Raw genomic sequence first — 25,394 nt, 5'->3', positions numbered from 1 at the left:
GCGACCAGTTTGTTACGTTGCACTAAGATTGTTTCTCCGGAATAAAAGAGGCCAGGCTTTCGAGCCTGGCCTTCTTGCTTTTTGTGATGCGTTCTTACTTTGCTTCGAGAACGGCTACGCCGTATTGGTCAAGTGTGATGGAGCTCTCGTCCTTGCCGCTGAGGACAGCGTGCATGGTTGAGGGCAGCGTGACGGTTTGCGGGTCCTTGTTGAAGTTGACGAGGATGAAGACCTTCTTGCCTTCGCCTTCGCGCGGGTAGACGTCGACGCCGTCGGGGACGGGGCCGAAGGCTGGGGTGACGCCGCTGGTTTCGACCATCCATTTGGCTGCGTTCAGCATCGCGGCATCGTCCATCCATGCGCCGATGTAAGTGATGCTGCCTTTGCCGACCTGGCGGGTGATGGCTGCGGGCTGGCCGTCGAGCCAGCCGTTGGATTTGCCGTAGCGCATGAGGACTTTGGTGTCTGGTGAGGAGACGCTGAGCTGCTCGGCCCAGATCTTGGCCGTGGTGTCGCCCCATGTGCCGGTGACGGGGACGGTGTCGCCTGGTTTGTCGTCGATGGCGTAGAACTGATCGACGCGGCCGCCGAGGAGTTCGGCGAGGGGACCGGGTTCGCGCTGGGGCCAGAGGCCGTTGTCGTCGTTCTTCATGCCGGTGCGCTGGCCGAGGACGAGGTGACCTCCGTTCTGGACGTAGGCGATGAGGTTTTTCGCGGCGGCTTCGGTGATGACTTCGAGGCCGGGCGCGACGACGAGCTTGTATTGGCTGAGGTCAACGGTTGGCTGCACGATGTCGACGGACTGTGCGACCTCGCGGAGTGGCTTGTAGTAGCTGACGATCTGCGTGACGGGATCGAAGTTCTTGTTGTGGCGCTGCCAGTTGATGGCCCAGCGCGAGTCGTAGGAGTGGAGGATGGCGACTTCGGAGTGGACGCTGGTTCCGGCGAGGACTGGGCCGGCTTTGGCGAACTCTGCGCCGAGTTGCTGGGCTTCGGAGTAGACAGGGACGGGTGTGCCGTCTGCGCCGACGAGCGTGCCGTGGAGCTCTTCCTGGCCATTGAGCGCGGAGCGCCACTGCCAGTACTCGACGGCGTCGGCGCCGTGGCCGATGTTGTGCCAGGCCATGGCGCGGACTTCGCCTTTGTCGAGCGGGGTGTTGACGGGCGCCCAGTTGACGAAGCCCGGCTGCGTCTCCATGACCCAGAAGTTTTTGCGGAGGAAGCCGCGGGTGAGGTCGTCGGCTGCGCCGTTCTTGTACGGGTCGAGATGGCCTTCGCCGACGTAGTCGTCCCATGAGGCGAGCGAGAGGTCCTGCGAGACGGTGTAGTGGTCGTAGCCGTCGAACCAGCCCATCATGTTGGTGGTGATGAACTGGCGCGGGTCGGAGTTGGCGCGGATGACGTCAAGCTGGTTCTTCTGGTAGCTGCGCCAGGTGTCGGAGACGAAGCGCTTCCAGCTCAGGAGCAGGCCGGGGTTGCCGTAACGCTCTTCGATGGGGATCTGCGACCAGTCGGTGTAGGTCTGCGACCAGTAGGCGGTGGTCCAGCGGGTGTTGAGATTGTCGAGCGTCTTGTAGTGCTCGTGGCACCACTCGTCGAACTGCTTCTGGTCTTCGGGGCCGTAGGACTCGGCGGCGTACTCGTTGTCGATCTGCCAGCCGATGACGTTGGGATTGTGGCCGTAGCGTTTGGCCATGCGCTCGGCGATATCGCGGGCTAGTTCGCGGTATTTGGGATTGGCCCAGTCAAACTGCTGGCGGTTGCCGTGCTGGTCGCGGCGGCCGTCTTCCATGATGCGGAGGGTCTCGGGGTACTTCGTGGTGAGCCACGCAGGGGGCGCTGCGGTGGGTGTGCCGAGCACGACGTAGATGTGGTGGCGGGCGGCGTCGGCGATGGCGCGATCGAGCCACTCCCACTGATAGTTGCCCTCGGTTGGCTCCATGGTGGACCAGGCGAACTCGCCGACGCGGACGAAGCGGATGTGGGCCTGCTCCATCAGGGTGAGGTCGGCGTCCCAGCGGGACTCGGGCCATTGCTCGGGATACCAGGCGGCACCGAGATAGAGAGCAGGGTGCTCGTTAGGCTGTTGCTCTTGCGCGCGGGAGGCGGGAATGAGGCTGGTGACGAGTAAGGCGAGGAGGAGCGGAAGGAGTTTGCGGGGCGAAACGATCATGCGGTCTCCGATTTGCTGCGGCTTGATGGATGTAAACGGTGACACGGGCGAATGCGGCAAGGTGCGATTCAGGGTTTGTATTGCACCTGCGTTTGCAGGGCATTACAAAAATGGGCTATGAAAACGTTTTTACGGCGCACCCATAGTAACTGTTTTGTTGTACGAGAGGGAATGGGGAAGTGCGAGGCGTTCGCGCTGCTGCGGTCAGGATGATTTGGCAACGGCTTGCTTAAGCCTGGGTTTTGATTGCTGCGCAATAACGGTTGCCAGCAGGAGAATCAGGAAGGTTCCGATGGTGGGAACGATGAGGCCGGTGCGGAGATCGTGGAAGTGCGTGGAGACGATGCCGGTGAACCATGGGAAGGTGGCTCCGCCGAGGGATGCGCTGGCGAAGAGCGGACCGAGGTGTGGGTGCTTGCCGGTGCGGCTGAGGAGGAAGGAGAGGATGAGCGGATAGATAGGGGCGATGGCGAGTCCGGTGGCGATGGTCAGCAGTTCGATGCGGCTTCCGGGGAGATGGGGGATGGCGATGAAGAGGGCTTGTGCTGCGATGAGAAGCGTGGCGGCGGCTTTGTAGAGATTCTTTTCGCTGAGGAAGTTGAGGGGCGTGGACATGAGGAAGCGACCGGCCATCTCGGCGAGCCAGAAGCAGAAGGAGATGTCGGCTGCGTGGGCTGTGGGGTCGACGCGGACTGCGTAGGTAGGCAGCCAGCCTCCTAGCGCGTTTTCAATGCCGACGTAGAGAAGCAGCGCGCAGGAGAAGAAGAAGATCATGGATGGCGAGAGCGGAAGGCGCGACTTCGTTTGCGGTTGTTGCCGCTCGCGGGCGGATGCGCGGGGGATGGTGACGGACGCGGCAGCAGAGATGAGGAAGATGGCGGAGAGGACGTAGAAGAAGATGTTGATGTGTGAGGGGCCACAGGCGCGGACGAGGACGGGGCAGAGGATGGCGCCGATGCTCCAACAGGTGTTGAGCAGGGCGAGCAGGCGAGCGCGGCCTTCGGTGACGTAGGTGCCCGCGATGACATTGCCCGCGGTTAGGCCGAGGCCGAGACCGAGACCGTTGACGAAGAGCGCGAAGTGGGCGAGGTCGAAGGGCGCCCATGCCATAGCGAGGCATCCGGCGACTGAAAGCAGTGCGCCGTAGAGGACGCTGGCGCGGAGATTGCGGACGGCGATCCACGCTCCGCAGAGCTGACCGGCGAAGCTGAAGGTGAAGAGTGTGCCAGCCTGCGCGTCCTGGATTTGATAGCGGCCGATGAGCGCGGGCAGCAGCGGCCCGAGCATGACCGTGGCGACTCCGCCGATGGCGAAGTAGAAGAAGACCGGCGCGAGCGCGCGGAAGGCTTCCGCGCGGGAGTTGGGTTGTACGTCTGACGCGGGGTGCATGGGTGGTACCGGCCTCGGGCTGTTGCAGTTTAGCCCGAACATCCGAGCTTCCACTAGAAGAAATACAGAGGTTCTTCGCTTCCACCCCAGCCAGCAAGCTGGCCGGGGACCCCGCTGCGCTCAGAATGACCGCTTCGACGACGGTGATTTAGCGCATAAGCAGTCGATGCAGCCTAGCGTGGGCGGCGTGACTTCGCAGACAGGTGGTCGTGGACGCCTGCTGTAGATTCGCGGACGATAAGCTCGGGCTCGAAGCTGACCTCTTCCTGGTAAGGAGCTTCGGGCGACTGGATGCGTTTGACGAGGAGCTGCGCGGCGGTAGAACCCATGTTGTAGAGCGGTTGGCGGACCGTGGTGAGGCGCGGGTTCAAGTACTCGGAGACGATGATGTCGTCGAAGCCGATGACGGAGATGTCGCGCGGGCAGTTGAGGCCGGCGTCTTCGATGGCGCGGATGGCGCCGATGGCGGCGGTGTCGTTGAAGCTGAAGATCGCGGTGAAGTCGTGGGTGCGGCTGAGCAGCTCGCGCACGGGCGGATAGCCGAGGTCGGGCGACCAGGAGTTTTTCTCAAGGTGGATGCAGAGTTCGGGGCGCACGGTGATGCCTAGCTCGCGCGCGATCGAGACGATGGCCTGCCAGCGGACTTCAGAGTCGGAGACGAAGTGAGTGCCCTTCATGAAGGCGATGCGGCGATGGCCGAGATCGTAGAGATGACGGAGCGCGATGCGGGCGGCACGGTTGTGGTCGAGTACGACGTTGGTGACGCCGGGAAGCTTACTGTGCGACGAGATGCCGACGACGGGCAGGGAGGTCTTGTGATTGAGCTCGGTGTTGATGGCGAGGAAGCCGTCAACGGCACGGTTGGTGAGCAGCTTGGGATACTCCTCCATCAGGTCGGGACGGCCGAGATGGCTGACGGTGAAGTAGAGGAAGCCTTCCTGGAGCAGATGCTGCTCGACGCCGAGCATGACCTTGGTGAAGTAGCCTTCGCTGACCTCGGGCACGATGATGCCGACGGTGTTGGTGAGCCGCGTGCGCAACATGCGCGCGTGCAGGTTGGGCCGGTAGTCGAGCTTTTTTGCGGCGGCGATGACGCGCTGACGCGTGGCCTGCGATATGGACTTCGCCACGGGAGAGTTGTTGAGTACGATGGAGACGGTTGCTGGGGAGAGGTCAAGGTACTCGGCGAGAATTTTGAGCGTTATCGGCTTGCCGGCTTCGGGCAGGTTCTTTTTCTTTCCAGTCATCGTTCCCCGTTGTTTCGTCCGCGGATATATTGCAACAGTTGTACACCTTTTGGAGAGGATACGGGAATTGGAGCGAGGTTGGCGATGGGGGCGGAAATGATTTCTCTGCGGGACTACAGGGAAGACGACCTGGAGGAGATGACCAGGGTGGACGACCTGTGTTTTGCAGCCGACTTCCGGTTCGATCAGGTGTCGATGAGTGCGTTTGCAGAGGCCCGTAATGCCGAGGCTGTAGTAGCGGAGACGGCTGAAAAAGAGATGGCTGGGTTTGTGATTGCTCACCTAGGGCAGAGGGATGGTGTTCGAAGAGGGTATCTGGTCACTCTGGATGTGTTGCCGCAGTACAGGCGCGGTGGGCTTGGGGCAAGACTGATTGGGGAGATGGAGCAGAGGATGTTGGCTCGGGGCGCGCAGTGGATGGACCTGCATGTGTTCACCGGGAACGATGGAGCGGTGAGGTTCTACGAGCAGCTGGGGTATGAGCGGGTGGGTAGGGAAGAACGGTTCTATGGGGATGTGGGGCTGGATGCGTTTGTGTATCGCAAGAAGCTCAGTGTGAGCCAATGAGCTTCTTGCGAGGGTGAACTACTTTTTGCCGAAGACGTCGCCCATGCGGCGGATTTGTGCGCCTACGCCGCGGAGCTTTTCTTCGAAGTGCTCGTAGCCGCGGTCGAGGTGGTAGACGCGGTCGAGGATGGTTTCGCCGTCGGCTACGAGCGCGGCGAGGACGAGTGACGCCGATGCGCGGAGATCGGAGCACATCACTGCTGCTGATTGGAGTGGGCTCTTGCCACGCACGGTTGCAGTGCGGCCGTTGATGGTGATGTTCGCTCCCATGCGGGCCAGCTCCTGCACGTGCATGAAGCGGTTCTCGAAGATGTTTTCGGTGATGATACTGGTGCCTTCGGCTTGCGTGGCGAGCGCCATGTACTGTGCCTGCATGTCGGTGGGGAATCCGGGGTACTCCTCAGTGGAGACGTCGGCGGCTTTGAGATCGCCACCGCTGCGGACGCGGATGTGGTCTTTGCCAACATCGATGCGGACGCCGCATTGCTCGAGCTTGTGGATGAGCGCGCCGAGGTGAGCGGGTTCGCAGGAGTCGACGTTGAGGTCGCCGCCGGTGATGGCCCCGGCGATGAGGAAGGTGCCGGCCTCGATGCGGTCGGGGTTGATGCGGTGACGCGCGCCGTGGAGCTTGCTGACGCCCTGGATGCGGATGGTGCTGGTGCCTGCGCCCTCGATTTTTGCGCCCATGGCGTTGAGTAGCGCGGCGAGGTCGGTGACTTCAGGTTCGCGGGCGCAGTTCTCGAAGATGGATTCACCTTCGGCGAGCGTGGCGGCCATGAGGAGGTCTTCGGTGCCGGTGACGGTGATTTTGTCGAAGAGGATGCGTGCGCCTTTCAGGCGGGCTTCACCGTTGTTAGGGCTGCGGGCTTCGAGGTAGCCGTGCTCCTGGGTGATGGTGGCGCCCATCGCTTCGAGGCCCTTGATGTGCAGGTCGATGGGGCGTCCGCCGATAGCGCAGCCTCCGGGCATGGCGACGCGAGCGATGCCGGTGCGCGCGATGAGCGGGCCGAGCACGAGCGAGCTGGCGCGCATGGTTTTGACGATCTCGTATTTGGCGACAGGGTCGGAGAGGACGGCGCACTTGATGTGCGTGCGGTGCTGGGCGCGGCCGTAGCCGAGCTCGACTTCGGCGCCCATGCTGGTGAGCAGCTTGCGCTCGGTCTCGATGTCGCGGACCTGGGGGATGTTTTCGAGGATGACCTCGTCTTCGGTGAGGATGGCGGCGGCCATGCAGGGGAGGGCGGAGTTTTTGGCTCCGGAGACTTTGATGGTGCCGAGAAGCGGGTTGCCGCCGCGTACAACAAACTTGTCCATGGGTTGATATTACGAGGTGCGGGCGTGGAAATGGGTAGCGGCTATGGTTCGTTCCGGCTCGGGCTATTTAGCCGGGTTACTTCTCCGGGCCGCCGTAGATGCCGAGGACGTTTCCGCCGGGGTCGCGGAAGTGGGCGGTGATCTCGCCGGGGTCGCCGCCGACGGGTTGAGTGATTTCGCCGCCGTTGGCGAGGATGCGGGTGATGGTGTCGGGGACGCTGTCGACCATGATGTAGATGAGCAGGCCCGGTGCGGGGGAGGGCGGACGCTTGAGGGTGAAGGTGCCGCTGACTTCGCCGACGCCGTCATCGAATGCAGTGCTGCCGTCGTTGCGTGTGCGGAGGTTCCAGCCGAAGGCGCGCTGATAGAAGGCGGCGGAACGGGCGATGTCGGTGGTGGGGATTTCGATGTAGCAGATCTTGCCGTTGTTGAAGGTGGGCATGTGCGCTCCGGCGAGAGAATGCTGGTTGCTTCAGCATACCTCTCGCCAGAATGTGTGGGTTAGTTTGTGGACGGGGGAGTTGTCGGAGCTTCGGCGCCAGATGCGGGCGGCTCGTCGGATGGCGCGGGTTTGCGGCGGTGCATCTGGCGCATCTGCTGGAGCTGGTCGGGCGTGAGGATGGTGGAGAGCTGCTGCTGGGTTTGTTTGCGGACCTCGCGGATCTTCTCCTGGGCGACGAGCGGCGAGATGGTGGTGTCGGACTGGATTTGGGCGATCTGCTGGTCGCGGCTGGTGAAGGCGGACTCGACTTTCGAGGTCTGGTCGGAGGTGAGGTTCAACTGACGGCTGAGACGCATGGCCTGACGGTGCGGGTTGGGTGCGCGGCGATGGGCCTGCGGCTGGGGTTGTGCCTGTGCCTGGGAATCGGGTGCGGGTGTTGCGTCCTGCGCGATGGCGAAGGTACCGGTGAGCGCGAGTGCAAGTGTTGCGGCGAGAAGGGTGCGGTTCATGGAATCTCCTTTGTGCGGCCCCGGTTGCCGCTGCAGGAGTTAACACGTTGCAGGATGAATGTTGCGGTGGAAGGGCGAGGCTGTTCGGTTGCTGGATGCCAGGATGTTTATTTGTTTGATAAAAATATTGTCGAGATCTGCGAGAGCTTGGTCTTTTTCTGTGCCAGATTCTTGTTGTTTATTGAAGTGAGTCAAGCATTCGTTGGTTGTATCGATTTAGTTGGAGTGCCGTAAAAAATATGCACAAGTTTGAACTTCCTGTGCTATTTTGGCTTTGCGAATTTAAACCTACAGAGGTGCTTTGTGAGGGAACGGCAGCAGGGCTTTGTGTTTTTTTGTGCGGTGATATTGGTCGTTGCGTTTGGGTGTGAAACGGTTTTTGCTGCGCAGACGAAAGCGATGCAGATTGAAGTGGGGCCTTCGGTGACGGTTTTGCTTGGTGCTGATGAGCCTGGGGCGGTGCGGCTAGCGGTTGAGGATGTGGTTGCGGACTTTGGCAAGGTCATGGGTGCGAAGCCGAAGATTGTGGAGCGCGCGGAAGATGCCGGGCCGGTGACGCTGGTGGTGGGCGAGAGGGAGAAGCTGCCTGCGGATTTGCAGCCTGCGGGATTGAGCGGTGCGGAGTCGTTCTCGATTGCGGTGAAGCAGGCGGAGCTGGGCGGGCGTGAGCGGCGGGCGATCGTGCTTTCGGGCGCGGACATGCGCGGGACGATCTATGCGGTGTATCAGTTTTCGCAGGAGTTTCTGGGTGTGGACCCGATGTATTACTGGACCGATCATGAACCTGCGCGGAGGGCGCGTGTGGAGGTTTCGGCTTCGCTTGACGAGGTGTTTCCTGCGCCGGTGTTCAAGTATCGCGGGTTCTTTTTGAACGATGAGGATTTGCTAACGGGGTGGGCTCCGGGCGAGAAGAAGGACAAGACGGGCATCTCTCTGGCGGTGTGGAACAAGGTGTATGAGACGATTCTGCGGCTGAAGGGCAATATGGTGGTGCCGGGGACGTGGATCTTTCCCGATGACCCGCAGGTAAAGCTGGCGGGTGAGCGTGGGCTGATTCTGAATCAGCATCATGCGATTCCGCTGGGGTTGAATGTGGCGCGGTGGCCGAAGGATGTTCCGTATAACTACTCGACGCATCCGGAGATTCTGGAGCGGGCGTGGAAGAATGCGGTGGCGGAGTATGACCCGCATCAGGAGATTCTGTGGTCGGTGGGGCTGAGGGGGTTGTCGGATGTGAGCTATGCGTCGATGGATCCGAGCGTGAGGGGGAATGATGCGGCGTTGGGACGGCTGATCAGCAAGGCGATTGCGGACCAGATGGGAATTGTGCGCGCGGCGCATCCGAATGCGCAGTTTGTGACGGACCTGTGGCAGGAGGGCGCGCGGCTGATGCATGAGGGATATTTGAAGGTGCCGCCAGAGGTGACGCTGGTGTGGGCCGATGCGGGGTACGGCTACATGCTCGATGGTGGGCAGGTGGCGGCGGGGCAGGGTGCTTACTATCACGTGGCGATGATGAATGGGCGGGCGAACCAGTTGAGCGAGATGGTGCCGCCGGAGCGGATTTACTCGGAGATGGGGCGGTACATCAAGGGCGGGGCGACGGGATATTTTCTGGTGAACACGAGCGACATTCGTCCGGTGACGATGACGACGCGGGCGGTGATGGACATTGCGTGGCGCGGCGAAGCGATGAAGGGTGAGGCGGACGCCGATGCGTATCGGCGCACGTGGGCTGCGGAGGAGTTTGGCGCGAAGGCTGCTCCGGCTGTGGCTGCGATGTACAAGAACTACTTTCAGGCCCCGGCGCAGTATGGTACGCCGCCGCTGGAGTATGGAGACAATCTTTACCACACCGAGGCGCGGCGGATGATGCTGGCCTACATGATCGACTTTCCGCTCTACAGCATTGCCGGGCAGGCACCGAAGTGGGAGGTGCCGCGGGCCGCTGGCTTCGGGCCGCATGGGGCGACTGCGGCGGAGTGGTTGAAGACAGAGACAGCTCGCGAGATTCAGCAGTGTGGCGACGCGCAGCCGAGATGGGATGCGGTGTGGCAGAAGGCTCTGGCTGCGGAGACTTTGGTTGAGCCTTCGCGTCGCGAATTTTATCAGGGCGCGGTGCTGACGATGATTCAGATCAATCGCGAGAGCAACCGGATGCTGGTGGAGGTGTCGCGGGCGATTGAAGACGCGAGCAAGGGCGACATGGCTGCGGCGAAGAAGGACCAGGCCGCGGCCGAGAGCGCATTGGCTGTGGTTCGCGAGGCGCAGGCGAAGGCCGAGTATGGCAAGTGGAAGAACTGGTACAGGGGAGATGGACTGACGGGCGTGTACTTCACCCAGCAGGTGTCGGATGCGTTCGGCAGGTATTTGGACGATCCGCAGGTGCATCTGCCTGCGCCGGTTTTCTCAAGCGAGTGGGACGCGTACTACCACATCATGCACTATGAGGGAGACCGGTCGGCGGATGTGAAGTGAGGCAGTTGCGACACAGGATTGGTCATCGAGCGTGGTATGCTGCCGCATTGTGAAGCCTATGGGGACGACGAACCACTTCACGCGGTTTGCGGTTGTGATTGGATTGGTCGTCTGTCTTTGTCCAAGCCATGTCACGGCTCAGGTGAGAGCGGTCACGAGCGCACGCATTGGTAAGGATGGGTTGATACACATCCTGCGCAGCGATGGCACGGAGTTTGTTGCGCCGCGTGAGGTGAGCCCGATTCAACTATCAGACAAGATGGACATGCAGGTTTCGGTACGGGAGCCGGTTATCGCAAAGGATGGCCGTACCGTTGGATGGCTCGCTGAGTTTCCGAATTGCTGCACTTCCTACCCGATCCCGCTTGTGCTGGTTCTCTACAGAGATGGCACGATACTGCGTCGTATCGTGCCCAAAACCGGGTTGCCGTTGTGGAGATGGGCGTTTCTTGAGGATGGGAATGAGGTGGAGTATTACGCGGATACCGTACATAGCAACCTTAATCCAACATGCGAACTCCGAGACGTCATGAGCGGGGAGCTGCTGGATGAATGGCATCGCGGCAAAAGCAAAACTCTGCCCGGGTGGGCAGAGCCATTTGCAAAGGACGTAGGTGATCTGGAAGGGCCATCCAATTGAATAACCCTACAGTTCGAGGCGCGAATCTTCGATGGCGAGGCGGACGTTGCCGTCGGATTTGGAGAGGCGGCGGACGGCTTCCATCTTGTCGACGTTGGCTTTGAGCATGACCACGGCGATGGGGATGGATTTGCCCGCGGCTTTGATGGTGCGGATGGCGGTCTCGCGGTCGATGTTGCAGACCTTCATCAGGACGCGGATGCCGCGCTCGACCAGCTTGGAGTTCTTCATGTGCACGTTGACCATGAGGTTGTCGTACACATAGCCCAGGCGGGTCATGGCGCCGGTGGTGATCATGTTGAGGATCATCTTCTGCGCGGAGGCAGACTTCATGCGCGTAGAGCCGGAGATGACCTCGGGGCCGACCTCAGCGACGATGGTGGTGTCGGAGACTTCGGCGAGAGCGGTGTTGTAGTTGCAGGTGACGGCTGCGGTTTTGGCGCCGCGGGCGCGCGCGTATTCGACTGCGCCGACGACGTAGGGCGTGCGGCCGCTGGCTGAGACGCCGATGACGATATCTTTGCGCGTGGGACGGCGGCGGGCGATGTCACGCTGGCCGATCTCGGGTGAGTCTTCGTTGACGTCGGATGCGGAGGCGAGAGCTTTGGGTCCTCCAGCCATGATGTACTGCACCTGAGCGGGCTGGGTGGAGTAGGTGGGTGGGCACTCGGAGGCGTCGAGTGCGGCGATGCGGCCCGAGGAGCCTGCGCCGACGTAGATGAGGCGGCCTCCGTCGCGGAGGGCGCGGGCGACGGTATCGATGACGACGGCGATCTCGGGCAGGGCCTTTTTGACGGCTGCGGCGACTTTGGCGTCTTCGTGGCTGATGATGCGGGCAATCTCGAGTGCGGACTTGGTGTCCAGGCCCTCCGAGGCTGCGTTGACGGTCTCGGTGGTGAGATTAATCAGGTCCGCCGGGCCTCGGTTTTCATTCTTAGTGATGGGCGACGGTTCGAGCATGGTAATGGTGGCCATAAAAGTTCTGCTTTGCGTCTTTTTATGCGGCCGTGTTCCGCCGCTAAGACGATTCTAGTCCTATCTGCGCCGGGAAGCGATATTAAAGCTTGTCATTCGATGGTTTGGAGTGCACGCAAAAGGGCATTTTTTCATGGCCGAACTGGGTGTGCTGTGGTAAGGCACTGAATCGCGCTGCGCGGTTGGCCAGAACAAAAGCATGGCTGCAACTTGCCTACTCCCTGTAAGATGCCGCGTATGAAAAAGAGTTATCCCGGTGTGGTGATGGGCGCGCTTGCGGTTGTGCTGGCGAGCGGGGGTCTTTGGGCGCAGCAGGTGACGGGCACGGATGAGGCATTGCAGACGCAGGTGGCTGCGATCGCTGCGCAGCACCATGGCAAGGTGGCGATGTTTGCCGAGCAGTTGAATACGGGCAAGACGGTGGGGCTCGATGCGGACCGGCCGGTGCAGACGGCTTCGGTGATTAAGCTGACGATTCTGTTTGAGGCGATGGAAGAGGTGCGAGCGGGCAAGGCCAGGTGGGACGAGCCGATTGTGTTGAAGCCGGGCGATGCGGTGACGGGGTCGGGTGTGTTGATGTTTATGGATGCGCCGATGACGCTGACGCTGAAGGACGCGCTGACCCTGATGGTGATTATGAGCGACAACACGGCGACGAACCTGATGATTGATCGCTTTGGCATCGATGCGGTGAATCAGCGTATTGCATGGATGGGGTTGAAGGACACGCATTTGTACAAAAAGATCATGAAGCCGGCGACGGAGCCGCTGCCGGCTGACTACCCGAAGTTTGGACTGGGTAAGACGACTCCGCGGGAGATGGCGAAGGTGATGGAGCGAATTGGCCGCTGCGAGCTTGCTGGGCCGGGTGAGCCTGCGTTGCCGGGGGATGCAGCGATTTGCAGCGTCGCACTGCATATGCTGCGGAACCAGTTTTATCGCGACACGATTCCGCGCTATCTGGAGACGCTGGATTCGACCGAGGAGGGTTCGGGAATTGCCAGCAAGACGGGCAGCCTGAATGCGGTGCGGAACGATGTGGCGATTGTGGCGGGTAAGTCTGGGCCGATGATTTTGTCGATTTTTACCTACGACAATCAGGACCACGGCTGGTCGGTGGATAATGAAGGTGAGGTAACGATTGCCAAACTGGCGAAGGCGATTGTGGAGCGGTGGTCGCCAACGGGGATCGATGGCAAGACGCTGGTGCCCGGGTTGGGGCTTGCTCCTGTAGCCGAAGGCTCGCAGGCAGCGTCTAAGTAGATGGAGGACTGGGAAATATCGTGGACGAACAGGCTGCGAGGCAAGATGGGCCGGAGGTAACACGCAACGGAATGCGTTCTTGGGTGCGGGACCTGGTGATTTCCGTGGCGGTGTCGGCGTTCATCATTGTGTTTCTGTACCAGCCGGTGCGGGTGGAAGGCACGAGCATGCTGCCTCAGTTGAGGGACCAGGACAGGCTGTTTATTAACAAGATGGCGTATGAGGTGGGGAATATCCATCGCGGCGACGTGGTGGTGTTTTTGTATCCGGAGGACCACTCGAAGAGCTACATCAAGCGCGTGATTGCGTTGCCGGGTGATGATCTGCGGATCGATCATGGGCAGGTGTATGTCAACGGCAAGAAATTGGCGGAGAAGTATGTGCCGTTGCGGTTTGAAGACGATCGCTCGCTGCCTGAGGAAGTGATTCCTCCGCATGAGTATTTTGTGATGGGCGACCATCGCTCGATCTCGAGCGATAGCCGCGACTTTGGCCCGGTGGAACAGGACCTGATCTACGGCAAGGCTGCGTTTGTCTATTGGCCGATGGACCAGGCTGGGGTGGTGCATTAGTTTTTATCGAGCATAGTAGCCGGTACGGGCGCGGACAATGAGTCCGGGCTGCGTCGTGTGGATGACTACCTTGCGGTAGGTGCCGTCACGCTCGTGGTTGGTGGATTGATAGGCGATCTCGTAGAGTGAGCGCAAGTCGTCGGCTATCTGGGCGAAGGCCTGGCTGAGATTGCTCTGCGCATCGAAGGCGTGGCCTCCGGTTTGTTCGGTGAGGTGGTTGAGCGCGCGGACGCCGTAGCGGTCACGGGCGTTCATCTGGCCGTGAGTGAGTTCGGTGTAGCGGATGGCGTAGATGAGCACGTCATTGTTCTGCGCGGCTTCGATGGCGTCGAGCAGGTCGTGTTCGCTGGAGTTCTCCTCGCCGTCGCTGAAGACGACGATGACTTTGCGCCGCTGGTGGATGTTGCTGAACTTTTCGGTTACAGAGTAGAAGACGGCGTCGTAGAGCGCGGTGCCGAGGTCGCGGTCTTCCTTCGGGCCGATTTGTGGAAAGTTGCGCTCGCCTTTGTTGAAGCGGTGGATGCCGGAGGTGATCTTCTCGGGCGATGAGGTGGAGTCGCTGACCATGCGGAGATAGTTGCCGAAGCAGATGGCGAAGGCCTGGTCGTTGGGCTCGAGGATCTGATGGAGGAAGGCTTCGATGTCTTTCTCGTGGGCCTTGACGAACTTGTCCTGGCTGCCGCTTGAGTCGATGACGAGGCCGATGCTCAGGGGGAGATCGGTGTCGCGGAAGAAGAAGCGGATGGTCTGGGGGACGCCGTCTTCGGTGATGGTGAAGTCGTTTTGGGTGAGGCCGTGGACGAGTTGGCCGTTGGTGTCGCGGACGCTGAAGGTGGTGTCGATGAGGCGGGTGTCGACGTGGATGGTGGGGAAGTTCTGCGCGTGAAGTGCGGGGCAGAGGATTGCGAACGATGCGGCTGCTAGAAGCAGGCGCGAGAAGATTGTGCGCACGGCGGCTCCTGGGTGCTTCCCATGATACGGAGTTGCGAGCTGCGTGGTTCGATGCAGATGAAGCTGGCTACTCGTGGCTACGTATGATCGACGACAACCGTGCGACTTCTTGACAATAACCGGGTTTGTACCCCGGTGGTTGACATTCTTTCTCCAGGTATAGGCGCTGTGTAGAATCGGCTGGTCACGCCCGTGACGAAGGATCGTCATTCCAGAACCAAATTCAAGGAGATCATTGATGAAACTCAATCGAATTGTGCTAAGCGGAATTGCAGGTGCGACCCTAATTGCCAGTGGAGTAATGATTGCGCAGCAGCGTCCTGAGGAGAATGTGAGCGGTCGTCGGCATCCGAATATTGCGGCGGCGCAGCGGTTAACGGAACAGGCGTATCAGAAGATCACGGCTGCTCAGCAGGCCAATGAGTGGGATATGGATGGTCATGCTGCCAAGGCCAAAGACCTGCTTGACCAGGCAAACCGTGAATTGAGAGCGGCGGCGACGGACGCGAACCGGAACCATAAGTAGCTTAGCGAAGTCTATCGGCAAAGGAAATGGCCCTTGCAGGCTGGTGTCTGCAAGGGCCTTTGTGTTTTTGGCCGGAGGCTAGGCGCAGCCGTTTTGGATGATGTCGTTGAAGGATTTGGGATCGAGGCTGGCTCCGCCGACGAGTGCGCCGTCGATGTCTTCGAGCGCGCACAAGGCTGCGGCGTTGTCGGGCTTGACGGAGCCGCCGTAGAGGATGCGGGTGCTGGCGGCGAGTTCGGAGCCGAGGGCCTTGGCGACTTCGGCGCGGATGAACTTGTGCGCGTCGGCTGCCATCTCGGGCGTGGCGGTGAGGCCGGTGCCGATGGCCCAGACGGGCTCATACGCGATGACGAGCGGCTTTGCGGCTGCGCGGTCGATGCCTTCGAGCGCGATTCTGATCTGGAGTTCGAGGACTTCGTTGGTCTTGCCCGACTCGCGCTCTTCGCGGTGCTCGCCGACGCAGACGATGGGGACGAGGCCGTGGGCGAGGGCTGCCTTGAGCTTCAGGTTGACGGTGGTGTCGGTCTCGTTGAAATACTGGCGGCGCTCGGAGTGGCCGAGGATGACGTGCGTGGCTGCGATGGCTTTGAGCATCACGGGCGAAGTCTCGCCGGTGTAGGCGCCGTTGTCGTGGTAGTCCATGGTCTGGGCTCCGACGTGGACGTGTGTGCCCTTCGCGGCGGCGATGACGGTGCCGAGCGAGGTCATCGAGGGGCAGAGGACGATCTCGGCGCTCTTGTGACCGGCGACGAGAGGGAAGAAGGCTTCGGTAAAGGCCGTTGCCTCCGCAGGGGTCTTGAACATCTTCCAGTTAGCGGCGAATAGTTTTTTGCGCATTGTGTTTTCGATTCCTTTGTTCGTTCGTGGCGATTCGAGCGAAATGCGGGGGTTCTTCGCTTCGCTCAGAATGACCAGTGCTTATTGCTATTTATCTGTGAGTGCAGCTACGCCCGGGAGGATTTTGCCTTCGAGGTATTCGAGCGAGGCTCCGCCGCCGGTGGAGATGTGCGTGATGCGATCGGAGACTCCGGACTGCTTGATCGCTGCGACTGAGTCTCCACCGCCGATGATCGTGATGGCGTCGCCGTTGCGTGCGACACAGTGGGCGATGGCGTGGGTGCCCTTGGCGAAGGCCGGCATCTCGAAGACGCCCATGGGGCCGTTCCAGATGACGGTGCGGGCCTCGGAGATTTCTTCTTCAAAGAGCTTGATGGACTTGGGGCCGATGTCGAGCGCCATCATCTCGGCGTGGAACGGGCCTTCGCCTTCGTGAAGCTGCGTCTTCGCGTCGTGCGCGAACTTGTCGGCGAGAACGTGGTCGATGGGCAGCAGGAAGCGCACGCCTTTGGCCTTCGCCTTTTCGAGTGCGGCTTTGGCAATGTCGATCTTGTCGAGTTCGACGAGCGACTTGCCGGTGGTCTGGCCCTGCGCGTTCAGGAAGGTGTAGGCCATGCCGCCGCCGATGATGATGGCGTCGGCGATGTCGAGCAGGTTGTCGATGACCTGGATCTTGTCGGAGACTTTGGCGCCGCCGATGATGGCGACGAAGGGCTTATCGGGCTCGCTGAGCGCCTTGCCGAGATAGTTCAGCTCTTTTTCCATGAGCAGGCCAGCGGCCGAGACCTTGACAAAGTGCGTGATGCCTTCGGTGGAGGCGTGGGCGCGGTGGGCGCTGCCGAAGGCGTCGTTGATGTAGATGTCGCAGAGCGAGGCGAGTTTTTTGGCGAAGGCCGGGTCGTTTGCCTCTTCTTCGGGGTGGAAGCGGAGGTTTTCGAGCAGCAGCGGCTGGCCGGACTCGAGGTTGGCGGCCATCTCGGTGGCGATTTCGCCGACGCAGTTGGGCGAGAAGGCCACGTTTTCGTCTTCGCCCATGACGTGATCGAGCAGCTTGCGCAGGCGATCGACGATGGGGCGGAGGCTCATGGTCGGCACGGGCTTGCCCTTGGGGCGGCCGAGGTGCGAACAGAGGATGACCTTCGCCTTGCGGCGCAGGGCGTACTCGATGGTCGGGATGGTCTCGCGGATGCGGGTGTCGTCGGTGATGGTCAGGCCGTCTTTGGTGAGCGGCACGTTGAAGTCGACGCGGATGAGCACGCGCTTGTCGGTGAGGTCGAGATCACGAATAGACAGCTTCGGCATTCTGATTCCTTGGATTTGTTTTATAGAGCCATGATAGCGGGTCTGGGCGTGGTTTGACAGATTTCGTGGTGCGTTGCCGCAACGGAAACTATTCGGGGATGTAGGCGTCGGCCTCGATCTCGACGTGCCATTTGGGGCTGAGCAGCGGAGCCACGACCATGGTGCAGGCGGGGCGGATGGCGCCGAAGACTTCGCCGTGGGCGCGGCCAATCTCTTCCCAGTTTTGGGCGCTGGCGAGGAAGATGCGGGTGCGGTAGACGTGCTCGATGCGGGCGCCGGCCTTTTCGAGCGCGGCCTGGATAATGGCGATGGAGACGCGGGTCTGCTCGGCGGGTGAGGCGTCGTCGGCGCCGACCGGACCGGAGCCCGAGACGTGGACGTGGTTGCCGATACGGACGGCGCGAGAGAAACCGATGATCGGCTCGTAGGGAGAGGTGCCTGGGATGTTGGTGCGGGTCATGGGTTGATTGTAAAGGCTGCAGTGCGTAGCGAATATTCGTGGAAGTTCGCGCCAGCAAGTCAGGTATCATCTGCTTACTTCTGGGGGTGTGCGGATGTGCTTTTCAGCGACAGCAAACTTTGTGGGGAGCGGGGTGCTTGGTGCGGTGGGGGTCGTCACCTTGACTAAGGTGAAGCACAAGCGCGAACTGCTATTCGCGTCGCTGCCTACGTTGTTTGCTGTACATCAGTTTATGGAGGGATTTGTGTGGCTTGGGCTGGATGGGATTCTTTCACCTGCCGTGACGCACAACATGGGCGCGGCATTTGTGCTGTATGCGCAGGGGCTCTTGCCGTTTGTGATTCCGTTGGCTGTGCTGCTGTTTGAGCCTAACGCGAAGAGCCGTAAGCGAATGCTGCCGTTTCTTGCAATCGGAACGGCAACGACACTTTATATGCTCTGGGCACTGATCGCGTATCCGCTTCACATTTTCGTGAGAGGCAACAGCATCGTTTACATCAATGATGGAACGAACAATACAGTGCTTGGGGTGTTGTATGTGATTGCCACGTGCGGTTCGTTGTTCTTCTCGAAGGTGCGGGATATGGTGATTTTTGGCGCGGCGAATCTGACAATTCTGTTGGTGGTAATGGCGGTGAAGCGGTATGCATTCACTTCAGTGTGGTGTGCGTATGCGGCAGCGGCGAGCGTGATTATCCTGGTCTACTTCTGGAAGAGCCAGCTTACAAGGCCGTTCAAGTATGCAGAAGCAATTTGGGGATGAGTCGGTGAAGGGCTCTATGCTTCGGCATTGAGCGAGGAAGCCTACCCGGCTGGACCAAGCTTTGTTAGGGCAGAGAATCTTAAATGAGGAAGCGAAGAACCTTGTCGCAGGTACAAATGCGGGATTCTTCGCTTCGCTCAGGATGGCAGGCGCTTTTGGATATGCGCCTGGATTGATTACAGGCCCTTCTTCACGAGGAAGAGGATCAGGTCGCGGACACGGTTGGAGTAGCCCCACTCGTTGTCGTACCAGCTGATGACCTTGCCGGTGTTGCCGATGACCTTGGTCAGCTTCGAGTCGAAGATGGAGCTGAGCGGGTTGCCCTTGAAGTCTGACGAGACGAGCTCTTCATCGGTATAACCGAGGATGCCCTTGAGCGCGCCTTCGGAGGCTGCCTTGACCGCGGCGTTGACGCTCTTCACGTCGATGGGCTTCTCGGTGGTGAAGGTGAGGTCGACGACGGAGACGTTCGGAGTCGGGACGCGGATGGCGAAGCCGTCGAGCTTGCCGTCCATCTCGGGGATGACGAGCTTGAGGGCTTTGGCGGCGCCGGTGCTCGAAGGAATCATCGAGAGAGCGGCGGCGCGGGCGCGGCGCAGGTCCTTGTGCGGCGTGTCGAGGATGACCTGATCGTTGGTGTAGCTGTGGATCGTGGTCATGATGCCGTTGGCGATACCGAAGGTATCGTTCAGCACCTTGACGACCGGTGCGAGGCAGTTCGTCGTGCAGCTCGCGTTGGAGATGACATTGTGCTTCGCGGCATCGTACTTGGAGTCGTTGACGCCGAGGACTACCGTGATGTCCTCGTTGGTGGCCGGAGCGGAGATGATGACCTTCTTGACGGTTGAGCCGAGGTGCGCCTTGGCCTTCGTCGCGTCAGTGAAGAAGCCGGTCGATTCGACAACGATCTGTGCGCCAACCGAGGCCCAGTCGAGCTTGGCCGGATCGCGCTCGGCGAAGACTTTGACCTTCTTGCCGTTGACGGAGATGAAGTCGTCGCCGTGCTGGATGTCTTCTTTGAGGTTGCCAAGGATGGAATCGTACTTGAGCAGGTGGGCCAGGGTGGCCGGGGTGGTCAGGTCGTTGACGGCCACGAACTCGATGTCGGGGTTACCCAGTGCGCTGCGGAAGACGTTGCGTCCGATACGGCCAAAGCCGTTGATGCCTACCTTAACTGCCATGTTTTAGCGTGCTCCTATGATGGTGGTGCGCCTGTGCGCGTTAACAAAGATGTCTGATCGTGCGTTTCTTCCAGAAATAGAGCGCGGCAGAATCAGACGCACCCCATTAAAAAAGAATGCTACAACCATCGTCTACAAGAATCAAACGCTCGACTGGAGGTTGACGGGACGGGTGCGGGTAATTTGCGGGCGGCTTCCGCCGTGTGTTACAAGCGAAACATGCGCGAGCTGCGCGATTGGATAAGCGAAAAAATGAGAAGACGCCCGAGACGTGGCCCGAATAATTCGGAGTCCACTGGGAAGAGTGGACAGGAACTGCCGGCCAACCAGCCTGCTCCGCTGAGACCGGCCTACCCGGATGAATTGCCCTCGAAGGCGGCAGCATCTGAGGCTGAGCCAGATACTGTTCAGCCTGTTGAGACGGCTGTTGAGCAGCATGGTCAGCACGAGCATCATGATGCCGTGGAAACGCCTGTCTCTGAGCCAAAGATTGAGATTGAGACTCAGCCGGAGTCGTTGGCTACGCCGCCAGTTGAACCGGTGGCTGCGAAATCGCCGAAGGGCTATGTGGTTCTGGCGATTGGGCTTCCTGGATCGGGCAAGACGACCTGGTACAAGCGGCGCGGGGTAACCCCGTTGTCGAGTGACCTGCTTCGGACGCTGCTGTTCGATGACATCTCGGAGCAGCGATATCAAGGCCTGGTATTTTCCACGCTACGGAGTCTGCTGCGGGCGAGGCTGATTGCCAAGATGCCGTGGAACTATGTCGATGCCACGAATCTTTCGCCGCACGAGCGGAGGCAGTGGATCAAGATGGCCAAGAGTTTTGGCTATGAGGTCCATGCTGTGTTCTTCGACGTGCCTTTGGCGGTTTGCCTCGAGCGGAATGCGAAGCGCGAGCGGCAGGTTTCAGACGAAGTGATGCATCGTATGGCTGAACGGCTTAAGCCGCCAACCTTCAAGGAAGGGTTTCAGAAAATTACTGTTGTCCGCGTGAAGGGGCAGCCTGGAAGTTTGCCGGTTGCAACCACGGGGGAAGCGGCTGGAGCAGTAGAGCAAAGTTAGCGATTTCCACAGGAAACCCAGAGTAGAGAAGATGCCCACGGTTGGCGTTGAGTTCGCGAAGGTGAGCTACACGTTGCCCGATGGGCATGTTCTTTTGCGCGATATTTTGTTGCGGCTGGAGGCTGGGACGACGACCGCCATTCTGGGGAGAAGCGGGTCGGGGAAGACGACTCTACTTCGGATGGTGAACGGGTTGGCGCGGCCAACTTTTGGTGAAGTTTCGGTTGCAGATAAAGCTGTAAATTACTCTGAAATAAATGCGATTCGTCGAGATATTGGTTATGTAATTCAGGATGTGGGGCTGTTTCCGCATATGACGGTGGAGCGGAATGCAGGGCTCGCGATGGAGGTTGCAGGACGCTCGAAGGAGGAGATTGCGGCGCGGGTGCGTGAGGTGTTGGGGCTTGTCGGATTGGATTATGACGAGTTCAGGAAGCGATATCCGTGGCAGCTCTCGGGTGGGCAGAGGCAGCGAGTGGGGGTAGCGCGGGCGCTGGCGATGGATCCGGAGGTTCTGCTGATGGACGAGCCGTTCGGTGCGCTCGACCCGCTGACTCGGGCGGAGATGCAGACGATGCTCAAGGGGCTGCTGGAGCGCGTGCATAAGACGGTGCTTCTGGTGACGCATGATCTGGATGAGGCGCTGTTTCTTGCCTCGCGCGTGGTGTTTCTTGAAACTGGCGTGATCGTGGCGGACCTGTCTGTTGGGGATGTTCTGGGTTCTGATAATCCTCATGTAAAAGATTATGTTTCTGCTGTACATCGTGTGGTGTCAGCATGATGCATTTTCTATCGGAGCATGGGTGGGAGATTGCACGGCTGACGTTTGAGCATCTCTGGCTGACTGTGTTTGCGATGCTGATTGCTGTGGGGATTGGATTGCCGGTTGGGGTTTTGCTGACTCGGCGGAAGCGATGGGCTGGACCTGTGATTGGTCTTGCGAATGTCATTCAGACGATTCCTAGTCTGGCGCTGTTTGGACTGTTGTTGCCGGTTCCGTTTCTCGGAGAGAATGCGGCGCGGCTGGCGATTCTTGCTTTGACTGGATATGCGTTGCTGCCCATTCTGCGGAATACGTATGCGGGGATTGAAGGGATTGATGCTTCGCTCATTGATGTTTCGTGTGCGATTGGAATGAGTAATATGCAGCTGCTATTTAAGGTTGAACTTCCACTTGCGTCGAGTGTGATCCTGGCTGGAATCAGGACGGCGACTGTGACTTGCGTGGGGGTGGCGACGATTGCGGCGGCGATTGGTGCGGGAGGGTTGGGTGAGTTGATCTTTCGTGGGGTGGCGAGTGTGGATAATGGGCTGGTTCTGGCTGGAGCGATTCCGGCGGCTCTGCTGGCGCTGTTGGCGGATGCGGGATTGGGATGGGTGGAGCGGCGGCTTCGGGTGAGGCGCGCGTGAGGTACTCCCCCTGCCCGTACTTAAGTACCAAAGTCTTCAGAGGAAAGGCTTTAATGAGGGGGGTACCTGGGTACTTCTGCTGCCGGGACGAGACTCGACACGGCCAGAGGGGTGCTTCTGCAGGACAGATTTGTCAAGTGCGGCGAGCTGGTTTTGGGAGGGCTGTGTGGGCTTTTGCGATGGGGGCTTTGCTGATGGTGGGGTGTGCTCCGCCGCGGGCTTCGCGGATGGTGATTGGGGCGAAGAATTTTACGGAGCAGGTGGTGCTGGGGGAGTTGCTGGCGCAGGAGATTGAGGCGACGACGGGTGAGAAGGTGGACCGGCGGTTTTACCTGGCGGGGAGCTATATCTGTCATCAGGCGCTGGTGAGCGGGAGGATCGATGGGTATGTGGAGTACACGGGTACGGCGCTGACGGCGATCTTGAAGCAGCCGCTGCCTCCGGTGGGCGAGCGTGACGAAGCTACGGTCTGGCGGCAGGTGAGGGATTTGTATGCGTCGCGGTATGGGGTGCGGGTCGGACGGGGGCTTGGGTTCGAGGACACGTTTGCGATGGTGGTCCGGGGGGATGATGCGCGGCGGCTGGGGTTGAAGACGATCTCGGATGCGGTAAAGGTTGCGCCCGACTGGCGGCTGGGGGTGGGGTATGAGTTTGAGGAGCGGCCGGATGGGTTGCGTGGTTTGGAGGCTGCGTATGGGCTGCATTTTAAGGAGGCTCCCCGGGTGATGGATCTGGGGCTGTTGTATCGGGCGCTGGAGGTGGGGCAGGTGGATATGGTTGCGGGCAACTCGACGGATTCGCCGATTCGGACGCTGGGGCTGGTGGTGCTGGAGGATGACCGGCACTACTTTCCTCCGTATGAGGCGGTACCGCTGGTAAGGGAGGATTCGATTCGGCGGCATCCGGGGATTGGGGTGGCGATGGAGCGGCTGGCGGGGAAGGTGTCGGCTGAAGATGTGCGCGAGATGAACTACGCTGTGGATACGGAGCATCGGGATGTTGGGGATGTGGTGCGGGAGTTTCGGCAGAGGAAGGGGCTTTGAGGTTTGGAGTATGTCTCCCTGCCCTTCGCACAAAAACCGTGAAGAATGGAGTGCCCGCAGGGCGGCCATTACCAATGAGACAAGTCAGTCTGTAGGGGGCCTGTCAACTGTTGTCTTGCACCTGACACGTTCAAAGTAATACCCCAAGGAGAAGTACGGGACAAAAGCAAGTGCAATATACGGTAATGGGCGCTTTTCATAGCGGATTACCATGTACAACATCCAAAAAGTGCCGAGAGGAGAAACGGCAAAGACTAAGGCCAGGATCAAAAGGGGCAATGGGTGGGGAGGGGGTGTCGCGGTACTGGTAACAATCCAAAACGCCAATCCAGCCACCACTAAGCCGAGAACTGCCCACAAACTCATCTTCTTCACTATTGCACTCCGTAGACCTCTTACTTTGTACTCTATCTGAGCCAGGCACCCGAGCGTTTGTGGCAGCAGAGAACAGCAGATTCCTCCGCTGCGCTACGGAATGGAAATGCAAAAACGGATAGGCAACGATAAAAGCAGGTCCTCCGCCTTCGGCGAAGGATGACAATTGAGAGTGAGAGGATTTGGGACATGGTTGAGCCGTGGTTGCGTGGGACGCTGACAGAGGTGGATGCGGTGAGGCGGCAGGTGCTTCATGCGCTCGAACTCGCGGGTGAGGATGTGGAGAAGTGGTGTGCTGGGTTGAGCGACGCGGAGGTGAATGCACGGCCGTTTGAGATTGCTTCGGTGGCGTTTCATCTGCGGCATATTGTGCGGAGCCTGGATCGGCTGCTGACGTATGCCGAGGGGAATCAGTTGAGCGATGCGCAGTTGGCGAGCTTGCGTAGTGAGCTGGATGGTGGGGCTTCGGCTGCAGCAGTGTTGACGGAGTTTCGTAAGGGGCTGGCGGCGGCGATGCGGCGGGTGAGGGCGATTTCTCCTGGGAGCTATGAGACTCCGCGTGGAGTGGGGCGCAAGATGTTGCCGACGACTGTGGGCGGGTTGATGGTTCATTGTGCCGACCACACGCAGCGGCATGTTGGGCAGGCGGTGACTACGGTGAAGGTGGTGAAGGGAGTGCAGGTGTAAGGTTTTTGCAGATTAAAAAGAGAAAAGCAGATTCCTCCGCTGCGCTGCGGAATGGAAATGCCAAAGCCGGCAGGTTGGGCTGTGTTCATTCCCACCCATCGCATAAAACGCGATGGATGGGGCACCCGAGCATTTTTGGCATGGATGAGAGGAAAACATGAAGGCTTTGTTGCTGTCGGAGTACAAGCGTTTGGATGTGGCGGATGTGCCGGCGCCGGTTGTGGGGCCGAAAGATGTGCTCGTTCGTGTGGCGGCGTGTGGGATATGCGGGAGCGATGTGCATGGGTACGACGGATCTTCGGGGCGACGGATTCCTCCGATTGTGATGGGGCATGAGGCTGCAGGTGTGGTCGCGGGCGTGGGTGCAGAGGTGCGTGGGTTTCGCGTGGGCGACAGGGTGACGTTTGATTCGACGGTGTTTTGTGGAGAGTGTGAGTTTTGTCGGCGGGGTGAGGCGAATCTTTGCAACGACCGGCAGGTGATTGGCGTGTCGTGTGGGGAGTATCGGCGGGCGGGGGCGTTTGCGGAGTTTGTGACGGTGCCGGAGCGGGTGGTGTATCGGCTGCCGGATGGGCTGGGGTTTGCCGAGGCGGCGATGCTGGAGGCGGTGTCGGTGGCGCTTCATGCGGTGCGGGTGTCGGAGCTGAAGGGTGGCGAGACAGCGCTGGTGATTGGCGCGGGGATGATTGGGCTGCTGGTGTTGCAGGCGGCGCGGGCTGCGGGTTGTTCGCGCGTGTTGATTGCGGATGTGGATGAGACGCGGCTGAAGCTGGCGAAGGATTTGGGCGCGGATGCGACTCTGCTTGCTTCGGGTGAGGCTTTGGTGGCTGAGGTGATGAGGCTGACATCGGGGCGTGGTGTGGATGTGGCGCTGGAGGCGGTTGGGCGGGATGAGACGGTGACGGCGGCGATTGAGTGTGTGCGCAAGGGTGGGACGGTGACGCTGGTGGGCAATATTGCGCCGAAGGTGACGCTGCCGCTGCAGCGGGTGGTGACGCGGCAGATACGGTTGCAGGGGTCGTGTGCGTCGGCGGGGGAGTATGGCGAGGCGATGCGGTTGATGTCGGCGGGGAAGATTAAGGTGGGGCCGCTGATTACGGCGGTTGCTCCGTTGCGTGATGGGCCGGAGTGGTTTGCGCGGCTTTATGCGCGGGAGCCGAATTTGATGAAGGTGGTACTGGACCCGCGGGAGGGTTAGGGTCTCAGTTGTTCTTTGTCGGGAATC

Annotated in this window: 25 protein-coding genes; 13 read left to right on the top strand and 12 right to left on the bottom strand. The window is 60.2% G+C overall.

Annotated features, from left to right (window positions below):
* Nucleotides 1–94: 94 nt before the first annotated feature.
* The 3 genes from IEX36_RS05875 to IEX36_RS05865 form a co-directional block, all read right to left on the bottom strand.
* Entirely contained in the window at nucleotides 95–2,173 is a 2,079-nt protein-coding gene (locus IEX36_RS05875) for a beta-galactosidase (protein WP_188758338.1), read from the bottom strand.
* A gap of 204 nt (nucleotides 2,174–2,377) precedes the next feature.
* Nucleotides 2,378–3,562, bottom strand: a complete 1,185-nt coding sequence (locus IEX36_RS05870; RefSeq protein WP_188758337.1) for an MFS transporter — start codon at nucleotides 3,560–3,562, stop codon at nucleotides 2,378–2,380.
* A 173-nt stretch (nucleotides 3,563–3,735) separates the two neighbouring features.
* The gene (locus IEX36_RS05865) at nucleotides 3,736–4,809 is read right to left on the bottom strand and encodes a LacI family DNA-binding transcriptional regulator (RefSeq protein ID WP_188758336.1); all 1,074 of its coding nucleotides are present in this window, start codon (nucleotides 4,807–4,809) and stop codon (nucleotides 3,736–3,738) included.
* Nucleotides 4,810–4,893: 84 nt separating this feature from the next.
* Here IEX36_RS05865 and IEX36_RS05860 point away from each other — a divergent pair, with 84 nt between their 5' ends.
* Nucleotides 4,894–5,376 (top strand): GNAT family N-acetyltransferase, encoded by a 483-nt coding sequence (locus IEX36_RS05860; RefSeq protein WP_229668742.1) that lies wholly within the window; start codon nucleotides 4,894–4,896, stop codon nucleotides 5,374–5,376.
* Between the two features lie 18 nt (nucleotides 5,377–5,394).
* Here the strand turns inward: IEX36_RS05860 and murA are convergent, their stop codons facing one another.
* The 3 genes from murA to IEX36_RS05845 form a co-directional block, all read right to left on the bottom strand.
* A complete protein-coding gene (gene murA, locus IEX36_RS05855; RefSeq protein WP_188758334.1) occupies nucleotides 5,395–6,690 on the bottom strand; it encodes a UDP-N-acetylglucosamine 1-carboxyvinyltransferase in 1,296 nt (431 codons plus the stop codon).
* Nucleotides 6,691–6,766: 76 nt separating this feature from the next.
* Complete coding sequence (locus tag IEX36_RS05850; protein WP_188758333.1) at nucleotides 6,767–7,132, bottom strand: VOC family protein; 366 nt, start codon at nucleotides 7,130–7,132, stop codon at nucleotides 6,767–6,769.
* A gap of 59 nt (nucleotides 7,133–7,191) precedes the next feature.
* On the bottom strand, nucleotides 7,192–7,641 hold the full coding sequence (locus IEX36_RS05845) for a hypothetical protein (protein WP_188758332.1): 450 nt from the start codon (nucleotides 7,639–7,641) through the stop codon (nucleotides 7,192–7,194).
* Between the two features lie 399 nt (nucleotides 7,642–8,040).
* Between IEX36_RS05845 and IEX36_RS05840 the strand changes: the two genes are divergently transcribed.
* Nucleotides 8,041–10,119, top strand: coding sequence for a glycosyl hydrolase 115 family protein (locus IEX36_RS05840; protein ID WP_188758331.1), 2,079 nt, complete (start codon nucleotides 8,041–8,043; stop codon nucleotides 10,117–10,119).
* Nucleotides 10,120–10,177: 58 nt separating this feature from the next.
* Nucleotides 10,178–10,759, top strand: a complete 582-nt coding sequence (locus IEX36_RS05835) for a hypothetical protein (RefSeq protein WP_188758330.1) — start codon at nucleotides 10,178–10,180, stop codon at nucleotides 10,757–10,759.
* Between the two features lie 6 nt (nucleotides 10,760–10,765).
* Here the strand turns inward: IEX36_RS05835 and murQ are convergent, their stop codons facing one another.
* Nucleotides 10,766–11,734 (bottom strand): N-acetylmuramic acid 6-phosphate etherase, encoded by a 969-nt coding sequence (gene murQ / locus IEX36_RS05830; protein ID WP_188758329.1) that lies wholly within the window; start codon nucleotides 11,732–11,734, stop codon nucleotides 10,766–10,768.
* 237 nt (nucleotides 11,735–11,971) lie between these two features.
* On the opposite strand from murQ, the gene IEX36_RS05825 reads away from it, so the two are divergent.
* Both IEX36_RS05825 and lepB read left to right on the top strand, forming a co-directional pair.
* The gene (locus IEX36_RS05825; RefSeq protein ID WP_188758328.1) at nucleotides 11,972–12,997 is read left to right on the top strand and encodes a serine hydrolase; all 1,026 of its coding nucleotides are present in this window, start codon (nucleotides 11,972–11,974) and stop codon (nucleotides 12,995–12,997) included.
* A gap of 71 nt (nucleotides 12,998–13,068) precedes the next feature.
* A complete protein-coding gene (gene lepB / locus IEX36_RS05820) occupies nucleotides 13,069–13,569 on the top strand; it encodes a signal peptidase I (protein WP_188758327.1) in 501 nt (166 codons plus the stop codon).
* A 3-nt stretch (nucleotides 13,570–13,572) separates the two neighbouring features.
* Here the strand turns inward: lepB and IEX36_RS05815 are convergent, their stop codons facing one another.
* Nucleotides 13,573–14,520: a VWA domain-containing protein gene (locus IEX36_RS05815; RefSeq protein ID WP_229668741.1), complete on the bottom strand. Its 948-nt coding sequence runs from the start codon at nucleotides 14,518–14,520 to the stop codon at nucleotides 13,573–13,575.
* Between the two features lie 238 nt (nucleotides 14,521–14,758).
* On the opposite strand from IEX36_RS05815, the gene IEX36_RS05810 reads away from it, so the two are divergent.
* Nucleotides 14,759–15,046 (top strand): hypothetical protein, encoded by a 288-nt coding sequence (locus IEX36_RS05810; protein WP_188758325.1) that lies wholly within the window; start codon nucleotides 14,759–14,761, stop codon nucleotides 15,044–15,046.
* Nucleotides 15,047–15,124: 78 nt separating this feature from the next.
* Here the strand turns inward: IEX36_RS05810 and tpiA are convergent, their stop codons facing one another.
* The 3 genes from tpiA to IEX36_RS05795 form a co-directional block, all read right to left on the bottom strand.
* On the bottom strand, nucleotides 15,125–15,883 hold the full coding sequence (gene tpiA, locus IEX36_RS05805; RefSeq protein WP_188758324.1) for a triose-phosphate isomerase: 759 nt from the start codon (nucleotides 15,881–15,883) through the stop codon (nucleotides 15,125–15,127).
* 87 nt (nucleotides 15,884–15,970) lie between these two features.
* Nucleotides 15,971–17,185: a phosphoglycerate kinase gene (locus tag IEX36_RS05800; RefSeq protein ID WP_188758323.1), complete on the bottom strand. Its 1,215-nt coding sequence runs from the start codon at nucleotides 17,183–17,185 to the stop codon at nucleotides 15,971–15,973.
* Nucleotides 17,186–17,273: 88 nt separating this feature from the next.
* A complete protein-coding gene (locus IEX36_RS05795) occupies nucleotides 17,274–17,645 on the bottom strand; it encodes a RidA family protein (RefSeq protein WP_188758322.1) in 372 nt (123 codons plus the stop codon).
* Nucleotides 17,646–17,739: 94 nt separating this feature from the next.
* Here IEX36_RS05795 and IEX36_RS05790 point away from each other — a divergent pair, with 94 nt between their 5' ends.
* Nucleotides 17,740–18,408, top strand: coding sequence for a DUF6629 family protein (locus IEX36_RS05790; protein ID WP_188758321.1), 669 nt, complete (start codon nucleotides 17,740–17,742; stop codon nucleotides 18,406–18,408).
* Nucleotides 18,409–18,584: 176 nt separating this feature from the next.
* Here the strand turns inward: IEX36_RS05790 and gap are convergent, their stop codons facing one another.
* Nucleotides 18,585–19,589, bottom strand: coding sequence for a type I glyceraldehyde-3-phosphate dehydrogenase (gene gap / locus IEX36_RS05785; protein ID WP_188758320.1), 1,005 nt, complete (start codon nucleotides 19,587–19,589; stop codon nucleotides 18,585–18,587).
* 252 nt (nucleotides 19,590–19,841) lie between these two features.
* Between gap and IEX36_RS05780 the strand changes: the two genes are divergently transcribed.
* The 6 genes from IEX36_RS05780 (at nucleotide 19,842) to IEX36_RS05755 (ending at nucleotide 25,367) form a co-directional block, all read left to right on the top strand.
* Nucleotides 19,842–20,654, top strand: a complete 813-nt coding sequence (locus IEX36_RS05780) for an ATP-binding protein (RefSeq protein WP_188758319.1) — start codon at nucleotides 19,842–19,844, stop codon at nucleotides 20,652–20,654.
* Between the two features lie 31 nt (nucleotides 20,655–20,685).
* Nucleotides 20,686–21,435: an ATP-binding cassette domain-containing protein gene (locus IEX36_RS05775; RefSeq protein ID WP_188758318.1), complete on the top strand. Its 750-nt coding sequence runs from the start codon at nucleotides 20,686–20,688 to the stop codon at nucleotides 21,433–21,435.
* Nucleotides 21,432–22,064 (top strand): ABC transporter permease, encoded by a 633-nt coding sequence (locus tag IEX36_RS05770; RefSeq protein ID WP_188758317.1) that lies wholly within the window; start codon nucleotides 21,432–21,434, stop codon nucleotides 22,062–22,064. Before IEX36_RS05775 ends, IEX36_RS05770 begins: the two co-directional genes overlap by 4 nt.
* Before the next feature lie 179 nt (nucleotides 22,065–22,243).
* Entirely contained in the window at nucleotides 22,244–23,107 is an 864-nt protein-coding gene (locus tag IEX36_RS05765; protein WP_188759852.1) for a glycine betaine ABC transporter substrate-binding protein, read from the top strand.
* Between the two features lie 564 nt (nucleotides 23,108–23,671).
* Complete coding sequence (locus tag IEX36_RS05760) at nucleotides 23,672–24,169, top strand: DinB family protein (protein WP_188758316.1); 498 nt, start codon at nucleotides 23,672–23,674, stop codon at nucleotides 24,167–24,169.
* Between the two features lie 157 nt (nucleotides 24,170–24,326).
* Nucleotides 24,327–25,367, top strand: a complete 1,041-nt coding sequence (locus IEX36_RS05755) for a galactitol-1-phosphate 5-dehydrogenase (protein ID WP_188758315.1) — start codon at nucleotides 24,327–24,329, stop codon at nucleotides 25,365–25,367.
* Nucleotides 25,368–25,394: the final 27 nt, after the last annotated feature.

Source organism: Edaphobacter acidisoli, from assembly GCF_014642855.1.
Classification (GTDB): domain Bacteria; phylum Acidobacteriota; class Terriglobia; order Terriglobales; family Acidobacteriaceae; genus Edaphobacter; species Edaphobacter acidisoli.
This window is presented reverse-complemented; position numbering and strand designations above follow the sequence as displayed.